General features: G+C 40.8%; 10 protein-coding genes. 4 read left to right on the plus strand and 6 right to left on the minus strand.

All coding sequences use genetic code 11. The features are described 5' to 3' along the window. Nucleotides 1-483 precede the first annotated feature (483 nt). Nucleotides 484-1,140: an amino acid ABC transporter permease gene (locus tag GH754_RS07875; protein ID WP_153728174.1), complete on the minus strand. Its 657-nt coding sequence runs from the start codon at nucleotides 1,138-1,140 to the stop codon at nucleotides 484-486. A 67-nt stretch (nucleotides 1,141-1,207) separates the two neighbouring features. Further along, on the minus strand, nucleotides 1,208-1,999 hold the full coding sequence (locus tag GH754_RS07880; protein ID WP_153728175.1) for a basic amino acid ABC transporter substrate-binding protein: 792 nt from the start codon (nucleotides 1,997-1,999) through the stop codon (nucleotides 1,208-1,210). A 238-nt stretch (nucleotides 2,000-2,237) separates the two neighbouring features. Here GH754_RS07880 and GH754_RS07885 point away from each other — a divergent pair, with 238 nt between their 5' ends. Then, entirely contained in the window at nucleotides 2,238-3,428 is a 1,191-nt protein-coding gene (locus GH754_RS07885; protein ID WP_153728176.1) for an acyl-CoA dehydrogenase family protein, read from the plus strand. A gap of 41 nt (nucleotides 3,429-3,469) precedes the next feature. On the opposite strand, the gene GH754_RS07890 is transcribed toward GH754_RS07885, so the two are convergent. Together GH754_RS07890 and GH754_RS07895 are read right to left on the minus strand one after the other, a co-directional pair. Next, nucleotides 3,470-4,612, minus strand: coding sequence for a saccharopine dehydrogenase family protein (locus GH754_RS07890; protein WP_153728177.1), 1,143 nt, complete (start codon nucleotides 4,610-4,612; stop codon nucleotides 3,470-3,472). Between the two features lie 16 nt (nucleotides 4,613-4,628). Next, complete coding sequence (locus tag GH754_RS07895; protein ID WP_153728292.1) at nucleotides 4,629-6,119, minus strand: aldehyde dehydrogenase family protein; 1,491 nt, start codon at nucleotides 6,117-6,119, stop codon at nucleotides 4,629-4,631. Between the two features lie 196 nt (nucleotides 6,120-6,315). On the opposite strand from GH754_RS07895, the gene GH754_RS07900 reads away from it, so the two are divergent. Continuing rightward, nucleotides 6,316-7,074, plus strand: coding sequence for a YwaF family protein (locus tag GH754_RS07900; protein WP_153728178.1), 759 nt, complete (start codon nucleotides 6,316-6,318; stop codon nucleotides 7,072-7,074). On the opposite strand, the gene GH754_RS07905 is transcribed toward GH754_RS07900, so the two are convergent. Next, the gene (locus tag GH754_RS07905) at nucleotides 7,039-8,445 is read right to left on the minus strand and encodes a Na+/H+ antiporter NhaC family protein (RefSeq protein WP_153728179.1); all 1,407 of its coding nucleotides are present in this window, start codon (nucleotides 8,443-8,445) and stop codon (nucleotides 7,039-7,041) included. The two genes, GH754_RS07900 and GH754_RS07905, sit on opposite strands and share 36 nt — an antisense overlap. 196 nt (nucleotides 8,446-8,641) lie before the next feature. On the opposite strand from GH754_RS07905, the gene GH754_RS07910 reads away from it, so the two are divergent. After that, nucleotides 8,642-9,742: a M24 family metallopeptidase gene (locus GH754_RS07910; RefSeq protein WP_153728180.1), complete on the plus strand. Its 1,101-nt coding sequence runs from the start codon at nucleotides 8,642-8,644 to the stop codon at nucleotides 9,740-9,742. A gap of 60 nt (nucleotides 9,743-9,802) precedes the next feature. On the opposite strand, the gene GH754_RS07915 is transcribed toward GH754_RS07910, so the two are convergent. Continuing rightward, nucleotides 9,803-9,952 carry a hypothetical protein gene (locus tag GH754_RS07915; RefSeq protein ID WP_153728181.1) on the minus strand — a complete coding sequence of 50 codons (150 nt, stop codon included), beginning with the start codon at nucleotides 9,950-9,952 and terminating at the stop codon, nucleotides 9,803-9,805. A 302-nt stretch (nucleotides 9,953-10,254) separates the two neighbouring features. Here GH754_RS07915 and GH754_RS07920 point away from each other — a divergent pair, with 302 nt between their 5' ends. Further along, on the plus strand, nucleotides 10,255-12,360 hold the full coding sequence (locus GH754_RS07920) for a M6 family metallopeptidase (protein WP_153728182.1): 2,106 nt from the start codon (nucleotides 10,255-10,257) through the stop codon (nucleotides 12,358-12,360). Nucleotides 12,361-12,440: the final 80 nt, after the last annotated feature.

The raw sequence follows: 12,440 nt of genomic DNA on the forward strand, positions 1-12,440 counted from the left end.
TAAATGTCTGGTTTATTATAACATGATTGTGGGGTGGGATGAACTAGGTAGGCGGTGGATAGGGGGATCAGGTCAGTTTACCCTTGGATTTCGGTCGCCTCGTGGATTATTACTGTCAGTAATTTTCTTTTTCAAGTACCAGTCACTCTAATCACGTCACCTCTCCTCTCAATTCCGTCAATACCGCATATTCCAGTCACTTCATACGATATTCAAGTCACTCCAGCTTATATTCACGTCACAAATTTAAACATTCACATCTCCCTCGTCTCCCACTCCCATGGTCATCTCTGCTCAAATTACATAAAGCAGACGCCTTAGCTCAGCGCCTGCTTTTAACAATCCTGTTATTTTGTAACTTCTATCAAACCAGTTGCTCCTTTGGTTGCATGATTGAATTGGTGAGTGACAAATGGATAAGTTCCTTATATAAAAAAAAGCCCCAAGCTAAACTTGGAGCACTTCCATAAGAAATATATTCGATTACGCTTGGACCCATCTTTTTTCTACTACCTGTAGCAAATACGTTAAACCGAGCACAATAATGAGATAGATAACCGCCACGGTGATATACGGTTCCCACACGACGTAGTACTGGCCAACTGCGGCATCCCCCCAGTACATTAATTCCTTAGCCGCAATGACAGAAGCTAACGACGACTCTTTAATAAGGGTGATAAATTCATTCCCGAGCGGTGGAACCATTCTCCGAACAGCCTGGGGTAATATAACGTATCTCATGGTTTGAACCTTATTCATGCCTAGAGAGCGAGCGGCTTCGGTTTGGCCGTTGGCGATTGATTGAATACCCGCTCTAAAGATCTCCGCCACATATGCTGATGAATTTAAGCTCAGTGTAACTATCGCAGAGACCATGGCTGTTGCATCAGGATATATAGATGGTAGAAGAGCATAGTGAACAATAAATAGTTGCACTAGGACAGGTGTACCTCGAAAACAGTTTATATAGGCTAGAAACGGAAAACGTAGCAGCTTATTCGGTGCCATACGGCCAAGGGCTACAAACAAGCCTAACAAAACCCCAATGAGGATCCCGGCTAGTGAAATACCTATTGTCAATAACGTTCCTTTTAAGAAAAAAGGCATATATTCTTCTATAATATCCCATCTTATATTCATGCTGACTTCCCCCTAATGCTTTAGCGCTTTAAGGCACGTGGGGTCTGACCCCACATGCGGTAAATTTTTACTGTGTTAAAGTGCTCATGTCTGGTTTTTGTCCGAACCAGTCTTCATAAATTTTTTCATATGTTCCATTTTCAAATACGGTGTTCATCGCTTCATTTAATTCTTTCGCTAATTCACTATCTTTTGGATACATGAATCCGTAATACTCAGAGTCAAAGGCCGAAGAATCGTTTACTGCCTTAATAGCCTCATCTGGATTATTCTTAATATACTCCTGTGCGACCACATTATCCACGATGACTGCGTCTACATCACCCTGCTGCATGGACATAATCGCAAGTGGAACTTTGTCATATTGGTTCACTTGGTCTGAATTCGCTCCGAAGATTTTTTCAGCAGCTGTTGCACCTGTTGTTGAAATTTGAACCCCTACTTGCTTATCTTTTAGGTCCGCTACACTACTAATTGATGAATCCTCAGGTACTAAGATTAATTGAGTAGACTCAAAGTATGGTAGAGAAAAATCATAGGTTTCCTTCCGATCATCTGTAATCGTAATCCCCGCAACAGCCAAGTCAGCCTTTTCGTTCTTCACATCCTGCAGCATCGTTTCCCATCCTACATTTTCAAAGTTTGCTTGATATCCTGCTTCCTTCAATACTGCTGTCGCAAAATCAACATCAAAGCCTGTTATTTCACCTTTATCCATATATTCAAAAGGTGCAAAGGCAGCATCTGTAGCGATGGTAAGCTCCTGTAATTCCTCTGCACTGCCTGATGTATCCTCACTTCCACAAGCAACTAATGATATAAGTGCAATTCCTATAAATAGCATGGCTAATTTTTTCATTTTGTAAGTCTCCTTTGAATTAATTTTAGTATATTTATTCGTTGTAGTTAATAATTATACATTGATTTGTATATTTGTAAATAGATTTTTGTCAAAAAATGAAGAATCCCAAAAAACTTTATACACCCTTACCGCGGATGCGTTTACATGTCTAATAAATTAAAAAATTATAACTATTAATATCCACTTACATATACTATGATGGAAATGAATAGATTCATAGAAAGGAGTGAATAAAATGGATTTTGAATTGAGTGCAGAACAGCAACTATTAAGAAAAACCGTACGAGACTTTGTAAACAAAGAAATCCTCCCACACATCGCAAAGTGGGATGAAGAGGGGCGCTATGACCAATCCCTCCACAAGCAAATGGCTGAGCTTGGATTAATGGGTGTTTGTATCCCTAGACAATACGGCGGGAGTGGCATGGACTACAATTCTCTAGCTATTGTTTGTGAGGAACTAGAGCGTGGGGATACCGCATTCCGTACCGCCGTTTCTGTACATACAGGGCTAAATAGCATGACACTTTTGCAATGGGGAACTGAAGAACAAAAAAATAAATACCTTACACCCCAGGCTAAAGGAGAAAAAATTGGTGCCTTTGGCTTAACAGAGCCTGGAGCGGGATCCGATGTTGCGGCTATGCAAACGACGGCCGTAAAGGATGGGGATGATTACATTCTTTCCGGGCAGAAAACCTGGATTTCCCTCTGTGATGTTGCCGATCACTTTATCGTCTTTGCCTTAACAGACTCAAAGAAAAAGCACCACGGCATATCAGCTTTTATTGTGGAGAGAACCATGCCAGGCTTTTCATCGAAGGCTATCAAAGGGAAGCTTGGGATCAGGTCCGGAAACACAGGTGAATTATTCTTTGATGAGGTCAGAGTTCCAAAAGAGAACTTGCTCGGGGAAGAGGGAGAAGGATTTAAGATTGCCATGTCCGCATTGGATAATGGAAGATTCACAGTAGCAGCCGGGGCATGTGGACTCACTATGGCCTGTCTTGAGGCAAGCGTGAAATACTGTCATGAACGAGAAACGTTTGGCAAAGAAATCGGAAAACATCAGCTCGTCCAACAAATGATTGCCAATATGGAGGCAGGTCTACAAATGAGTCGCCTGCTTGTGTATAGGGCTGGAGAGCTCAAGAACCAAGGGAAACGGAACACAAGAGAGACCTCACTAGCAAAATGGCAGGCCTGTGATATAGCCAACAAATCTGCCGATGATGCTGTGCAAATTCATGGGGCGTACGGATACTCCAACGAATACCCAGTCGAGCGATATCTTAGAAATTCCAAAGCACCTGTGATCTATGAAGGAACCCGCGAAATTCATACCATTATGCAAGCCGAATATGCTCTAGGCTATCGAAAAGACAAACCACTAAACAAAACACTACCAGCATGGGATCCTGAATAACCATAAAGGTTGCCTGTCTCCAATAACAGGCAACCTCTCATTTAAACTATATCCTCCTTAATTTTCACCCCTCTTTTCGCCATTTCTTGAATATAAAGTCTTCCCGGCACGATTTTTTCTGGTGGATAAACCCCTTTTTTCGTAATGGACTGCTCACCAATCATTTGAGCCACAACCGAAATCGTATTGGCCGTTGCACGTGCCATAGCTGTAGTTTGACGTTGTCTGTCCTTAAAGGTCATCATTTCGTATTGATAGCAGACCTCCTTACCGCCCTTAAGCCCACCAACCACGACTCTTAAAAGCACTGCATCATCTTTATCCTTTAAATCTAAAATAGGGTCCAACACCTTTAATAGAATCTTTCGCGGATATACAGTTGAACCGTTAACTTGAAGCTCTTTTCTCGTTAAATTTAAGTCTACCAACAGCTTAAATTTCTCTGCATGACCCGGGTAACGAATCGTTTTGTATTCTAGGGTTTTTAAATGGGGGAAGGAATGTGGGAGAGTTGAGGTTCCCCCTGAAGTATGAAAGGCTTCTAAGGGACCAAATTTCTCAAAATAGATGTTCTCCACCTCAGATAACGATGGGATTTCCTGTTTCATTCCATTTCGAATGATGAGCGCTGGGTCTGTATAATGGTCCATCAGCCCTTCCATGGAAAATACATGATTATATTCCAGCGGTGGCTCGGGATGAACAGGGATTCCTCCGACATACAAATGAATTGATTCGGCAACGTCTAACTTGCTCACCCCATATCCTGATAAAATATTTATCATTCCTGGAGCCACTCCTAAGTCTGGAATGACGGTTACATTGGCCCGCCTAGCATCCTCGTGTAGCTGCAAAACAGAATCTGTAATATGACCAATGTGTCCTCCTAAATCAACGCAATGAACGCCAACCTCTATAGCTGTTTTAGCGACCTGCTCATTAAACGTGTAAAATAAGGCATTAATGACGACTTCAAATGTCTGCATAAATTCAGCGAGCTCATCTGGGTTACTTGCATCTACCTGGTATGCCTGAATTTTAGGCGAGTTTAGCTGCTGACATACTTTTTCGCCCTGCTCCAAATCGATATCAGCTAATCCAACGAACTCTACCTTATCACTATTGACCAAATCGCGGGCTGCCTCCTTGCCCATTAAGCCTGCTCCTAGAACTGCTATTTTCATAGATTCATCACCCTCCTTAGTCAATATCAATCTGAGCTCGTTGTAATTTGCCGCTGTAATCGACATAGACAGCCTTCCATTCCGTAAACACATCTAGGGCTGCGGTCCCTGAATCACGATGACCATTCCCCGTTCCCTTCGTCCCCCCAAATGGCAGGTGAATTTCCGCTCCAGTTGTTCCTGCATTCACATATACAATCCCTGTATCTAAATCCCGCTGAGCCGCAAACACTTGATTGGCATCCCTCGTAAAAATAGAACTGGAAAGACCGAAATCAACTTGATTATTGACCTCAATCGCCTCTTTAAAGCTCTTAACAGGAATAAGGGACACTACAGGACCAAAAATTTCTTCCTGCGCTATTTGCATATTTGGGGTAGCATCTGTAAAAAGGGTTGGTGCAAAATAATTGCCACCCTGGAATTGTTCCTCATTCATCACATGGCCGCCTGCTAATAATTTGGCTCCTTCCTCCCTTCCAATGTCTATATATTTCTCAATCTTAGCTAGCCCTTGTGCATTGATGACGGGTCCAACCTTCACACTCTCATCCAGTCCGTCTCCAATGGTTAGCTTTTTCATTTCGGCTAGCAGTTTATCTTCTAAGTCCTCCTTTACATCCTCATGGACAATCACTCGGCTGCAGGCTGTACATCTCTGCCCACTCGTACCAAACGCACTCCATAAAATGCCTTCTACGGCTAAATCTAAATCCGCATCATCCATCACAATTACCGCATTTTTGCCGCCCATTTCTAAGGACACCTTTTTCAGCTTTAACCCACACTTGCTAGCAATCGTTCGCCCTACTTCATTTGAGCCTGTAAACGAGATCACCCGAATGCCATCGTTGTCGACCATGGCCTCCCCCACCTTTGACCCCGTACCATAGACTACATTGAGAACACCCTCAGGTAAGCCTGCTTCATGAAAAATTTTAGTCATTTCATGGGCCATTAACGGTGTTTCTGTTGCGGGCTTCCAGATGACAGCATTTCCTGCAACAATAGCCGGAAAGGACTTCCAAGTCGCGATGGCAATTGGAAAATTCCATGGCGTAATGATGCCTACTACTCCAACTGGTGCCCTTACACTCATGGCAAACTTATCCCTTAATTCAGATGGCGTGGTTTGACCAAACAGACGACGTCCCTCTCCTGCCATATAAAACGCCATGTCTATTCCTTCCTGAACCTCCCCACGAGCTTCTTCTAACACCTTGCCATTTTCCATGGTTAAAATTTTGGATAGGGTTTCCTTGCGTTCCTTCATTAAATGCCCAACCTGATACAAAATCTCTGCTCTTTGGGGAGCGGGAACCTGCGCCCAATCCTTTTGTGCCTGAGCCGCTACTTTCACCGCGGCATTTACATCCTCTAAAGTGGAAAGTGGTACTTGAGCAATTTTTTGCCCATTTGCCGGATTAGTTACCGGTGTACTCTCTTCCCCTTTCCCATCAACCCATTCTCCATTGATAAAATTCCGTACTTTTTTGTCCGTAATCATTGATTTAGCCAAATTAAAAAGCCTCCTTACTTGTTGAAAATAAATGATTAATTGTAATCGCTTACGGTTTTTCTTTTGCTAAATATCCTATGTTCAGTGCCTACATTTGGGTACTCTGGGAAATGAATCTTTCTAACCTGAGGTGCTGACACTCTGAAGCAACCGTGATATCCTAATTTTAATAGGGGGAATTGGGATGGAGAATTGGTTTGGAAATATCATGACAGAACCATTTCAGGCTTTTTCAATCAGCCATATCATCATGCTCGGACTATATATCCTAGGAATTATTCTGTTTATCAGCTTTTTTCAACAAATTAAAAACCACAAAGGAATAAATGAAGTCCTTCGATGGAGTTTATTCACCCTACTGCTACTATCTGAAATTTCCTATCAAACCTGGGCAGTAGTTAATGGAGTATGGAATACAGTGGAACATTTGCCATTACATTTATGTGGCATCGCTTCGATTTTGGGGATGTTGGCCCTAATGACCAAAAATCAAAAGCTTGTCCAAATCACCTTTTTTATTGGGATTATTCCAGCCATGCTCGCACTTGTTACACCTGAACTCCCACATGCATTTCCGCATTACCGGTTTATGAAATTTTTTATCCATCATATGATCATCTCTTGGACCGGAATCTATTTAGTTTCCATTTATATGAACAGACGTGTAACCTTTAAGCATGTGCTCGAGACATTCGGATATTTGAATGTTTATGCTTTACTAATGGCGGCTGTTAATGGCGCACTTGGATCGAATTATTTATATTTAAACCAAACACCAGAAGCCACTACCCCGTTAAGCTTCTTTGGTAGTGGCTTTATCTATTTTATAAATTTAGAAATTGCTGCGTGCTTTCTCTTTACGCTGCAGTGGTCAGTTTATCGCGCAATCACGAACAAGAAATCAAACCTAGAGATCCAACACGAATGGAACTACGAAAAATAATACACCTGCAATACCGGCTGCAATGAGAGCCGGTTTTAGTTTGAATTTAGCATACTGCATCGGGTTCAAATCTAATATTCCGGCCGTTGTATTGGTATCATCACTTAACGGCGATGCAAATGCGCCAAAGGTTCCACTCGCAAATACGGCCCCGATGACATAGGCCAAATCCATTCCCGACACCTGGGCAAGAGATACACCAACCGGCATTAAAATCCCCCAGGTTCCCCAGGATGACCCGATAAAATAGCTTAATGCACAGCCGACAATAAATAATAGGCCGCCTACGAAGCTAGGAGGAATCCATGATAAGGAAGAAGACACAATATCGGCAAAATTTAAAGCCTCTGATCCGACACTTAATGCCCAAACTAATACAAGTAATACAATAACTCCCATCATTTCGTTTCCACCGTCAACAAAGTTCTCCATCATCGTTTTTAATTTATGATTTCGTAACAAATAAACTAACAGCCACACCGCAGTAAAAAGCAGACCTAATACCATAGCATCTAGCACATTGGCCTCAAGAAATACCTCCAATCCTCGAGAACCACTTTTTAACCCTAAAAAATACATGAAAAAGAATGTAGATAAAATGACACTCGCCAATGGTAAAAGCAAGTTCAATGGCTTGGCAGGAAGGTCCTTAGCAACAGCTGGGTGACAATCAACCCAGTCCTCCTCTTCTTGGTTGGAATCCTCCTGTACCTTGATCGATTTTTTCACATTATGAAATAAAGCAAAATAAACTCCCGTTGCCAGCATCGCAAAGGCAAAGAAATTATAGGGAATACTACTTAAAAAGAGTCCATAGGCATCCTGTTCTGTATCGGATTGATGAAGGGACAATTCAATCACTGACGTCATATAGCCTACAAACGCAGTGGCAACCGGAATCAGTACAATTAAGGGTGAGGCTGTCGTTTCAATAATAAATCCGAGCTCCTCCTTTTTCATGTTGACCTTTTTCCGCATCGCCTTCATCACAGGAGCAATGGTTACAATCCGAAAGCTCGGTGCACTAAACGTACCTAAAGCTGAAATCCATGTTAAAAAAATTGCACTTTTTCTTCCTTTGACCTTTTTGGAGGCTGTTTCCACAAAGCCTTTAATTCCCCCAGACATCCTCATAATTCCTACTACTGCCGAGAACAAATATAAAAAGATGATGATTTTTAAATTGTTGGGATCGGTTAAGCTTTCAATCACAAAGCGGAGGGTTTCCGTTAATCCGTTTAACCAGTGAGGCTCGGAAAGATACCCCGCTGTCAGTACACCTAAAAACAAGCTTGGGATTACCTGCTTTGTCCAAATAGCAAAAATAATGACGACAATAAAAGGTAGGATTGCTAGCCATTCCATAGACATGTTCCTTTCTCTATACCTTAAAATTTTGCCTCTGATATGTTGCGTTTATTTCAACTAGTCTCCTGTTATGTTGTGAACGAAGGAAGGTATCTATTCACAAAAGGCTCGCAGTCTGCTACTTTCGTCAGCATGAAATATGGCGTATGATATAGGTAGATAATCCTTTTTGACTCTGAAGAGATAGGAGTGTACAAACATGAAGAATAGGTTAAACCAAATTATTGATTGGATGATAGATGCAAGCATTGATGTAGCATTTTTGAATTCAACTGAAAATGTATTTTACATATCTAATTTTTATACCGACCCTCACGAACGGCTAATGGGCATTTTTCTTTTTAAGCAAGCGGAGCCTGTCTTTATCTTACCTGCGATGGAGTCTGGACAACTAAAGCGTGCCGGATGGGAATATGACATTATCGGGTATTCTGATGATGAAGATCCATGGGAGTTATTAAAATCAAAGTTTGAAACGAAGGAACTTGGCCAAGTGGAAAAAGTGGCTATGGAAAAGGATGTTCTTACATATAGACGCAGCGAACAATTCCTATCCTTCTTTCCAAAGGTAGAAGTCGTTTCAGTAGAAGAACAATTAAATGAAATGCGTGTAGTGAAAGATGAATCGGAAATTGCGATTATTCGCAAGGCAGCAGAAATTGCTGACTTCGGGGTTCAGGTGGGTGTCGACGCACTTGAAGAAGGTATAAGTGAAATGGAGGTTTTAGCCAAAATCGAATATGAGCTAAAGAAAAAGGGAATTCGTGAAATGTCCTTTTCAACCATGGTTCTATTCGGTGAAAAATCTGGTGATCCTCATGGCAACCCTGGTGATCGTAAACTAAAGCCTGGTGACATGGTGTTGTTTGACCTCGGCGTTGTATTAGATGGATACTGCTCAGATATCACCAGAACGGTAGCCTTCAAATCAGTCACAGAAAAACAAAAAGAGATCTATCAGACTGTTCTAAAAGCCGAGCTAGCTGCACTTGAGGCAAGCAAGCCAGGCTTTCGAATCGGTGATTTAGATCATGTTGCCCGCAATATCATCAAAGATGCAGGCTATGGAGATTTCTTCCCGCACCGAATTGGTCATGGAATGGGAATTAATGTTCATGAGTTCCCTTCTATTAGTCATAAAAATGATGGAACACTGAAGGAAGGAATGGTTTATACCATTGAACCAGGCATTTACCTCCCAGATCTCGGTGGAGTTCGAATTGAAGATGATGTACTCGTAACTAAAGACGGATATGAAACTCTAACAAAGTTTCCCAAAGAGCTACAGATCATTGAATAGTATGCCTAAGAACAAAAAAAGCACCTTGTTGTGGATAACAAGGTGTTTTCCATTTGAAAATCATTTCGCTTTGCGCTGATTTCCGCCATACTCTTCTAAGTATCTAAGAAAAATGGAATATAAAAACTCTGTCTCCTGCTGATTCAATTTGCGGCCAAGCTTTCCCTCAAATTCCTCAACAAGATTTTCAAAATCAAATTTGGTATTCATGCCCTTCCCCCTTACAAAAATACCAACCCATCTATCATTATACAACGAAATCTTCTATTTGTTGATAAAATTTTCTAATTTTTTGGAAATTATATTACTAATAATGCTATTTTATGTCCGTTTTTCCAAAAAACAGTTATTTTTGCTTAGAAGTTGTAGAAAGAAACCTACCAAAGACCTAGTAATCGTGCGCATTTCGTCGCAAATATAAGTCAATATAGCTATTCAAAATAATTAGAAAATTTGAAATGATAGTATAGAAGTTATACTTAAAAATTAATAGATTAATAGGAGGTTAATGGATGAAGAAGAAAATTGTTTCCCTATTATCAATTGGTGCATTGACACTCGGACTAGGTGCACCGGCAACTGCAGCAACAACAGATGGACAAGCAACATCCAAGTACGCTAACTTTGATACCGAGCGTTATACGGATCGAGTGGATATTGATGGGTACTTGAATAAGTTAGCGGAGGATGAGGATTTCCAAAAGGAAGCAAGGGAAAAGATTAAAGCACAAGCTGATGAAATTAATTTTAATGAAACAGGAGAAGCAAAATCTGAAAGTGCAGATGGTAACTTTACTTATAACGGTGGGACCAAACCATTTTTAACTCGTAATCTATCATTTAAGAATTTCACTCTCCGTAGTGTTGGTGAACATGTTGAAATTTGGGTTGCAAATGACCTTTCCTTCCCTGATGATCGGCCAGCACACATTGTAACTCAAGAACAAGTAGATAAACTTCGGGACGAGTTTGATAGCAACATTTATCCTACAGATACTGGATTTTTTGGTACACCAGACAGTCATGATGGAACGAATGCAGTCCTAGAGGATTTAGGAATTGTTCCTGAAGGTTTTTATAAAGGTGACGGAGACAAAATTGTCATGCTAGTGGATAACATTCAAGATGAAAACTATCAAGACCCAGACTACCCATTCTTTGTTGCAGGTTTCTACTGGTCAACACTTGAAATGTATCACGACCGTAACATCATCACCATCGACACAAACAACTGGGAAGAACGCCTAGAAAACACATTCTACGGAACTACTATTCACGAGTTGCAACACTTAATCCATGACGACAACGATAGTGATGAAACCACTTGGTTGAATGAAGGAATGTCTACTTTCTCTGAATTCCTTGGTGGGTATGGATTAGATACTGGTTCCATTAAATTTTTACTGGATCATCCTGAAAACTCTTTAACCGCTTGGGATGAGCACTATAGTGCGGAAACAGGTCCAGAAACTATCGCCGACTATGCACTCGTACAATTATTTACTCTTTACAACTATGAGCGCTTTGGACAAGAATTTATTCGTGAAGTTGCCACTAACGAAGCAAACAGTATTGAAAGCTATAACCAAGCATATGAAAACAACAACATTAATTTAGATTTCCAGGATGTATATAAGCGCTTCTCTACCGCTTTACTAATTGATGATTCAAGCCGTAAAAACGGTATTTATGGCTTTGAAAACATTGACCTTCGCAACGATATTTTAGAGGAAGATGGAACTCCACGTGGAGAAACCGTTAAATTTGAAGAAGTGAAAGAATATGAAAAAGAAGGCGTTCCTGCTTGGGGCGGAGATTATAAAAAGCTAGATTTTGATGAAAAGATCGATACCATTAAGTTTAACGGTGTTGACTTCTTTGGTACTAAGTGGAAAACAACTACAGACCCATTAGGCTCTGATAACCAAGTTTATTGGGGTAGTGAAGGCCACGAAGCAGATAACACCATGGTATTTGAAGCTGATTTAAGTAATGTATCGGAAGCAACTTTATCTTTTGATAATTTCATTGATATTGAAGAGCAATGGGATTTTGGTGTAGTTCAAGTTTCCACAGATGGTGGTGACACTTGGACCTCCTTAGCCAATGAAAATACACGTTCTGATGTAGTAGCTGAAGGTTATCCAAAGATTAAAGACAATCTACCAGGATTTACTGGTCATTATGAAGATTGGCAAAAGGAAACATTTGACTTAAGCGAGTACGCTGGTCAAAAAGTACACGTTTCCTTCCGTTATCTAACTGACTGGGGTTACAACGACACTGGTTGGTATGTGGATAACATCGAAATTCCTGAAATCGGCTTATCCTATGACGGCTCAAGTCTAGACGGGTTGAAGTCAGTAGATGAGGTTCAAGAAAACTATGTAGAATATGGTACAACCTTCATTAACGAGAAAAACGGAAAGTACAAAGTGTTCCATGTTGATCCTTACAACGTAACCGAAGAAGATGCACTTCAACTTCGTCAGCTATTTAAGGATGGCAACAATTACATGCATACGTATTATGCTGCACCACAAGATAGCTTAGATCCTGTTGAATATGATTATGAAGTTATATTCAAGGACAATGGTAAGAATAAAAATAAAGAATAAATGATTAGACAAAAGGGCATCCATTACGGATGCCCTTTCTCTTTGCCCAGTTCTATTGCTAAAATAAAGGGAAAAGGAGG

Origin of the sequence: Salinibacillus xinjiangensis (genome assembly GCF_009649735.1) — a bacterium.
Taxonomy (GTDB): domain Bacteria; phylum Bacillota; class Bacilli; order Bacillales; family Alkalibacillaceae; genus Salinibacillus; species Salinibacillus xinjiangensis.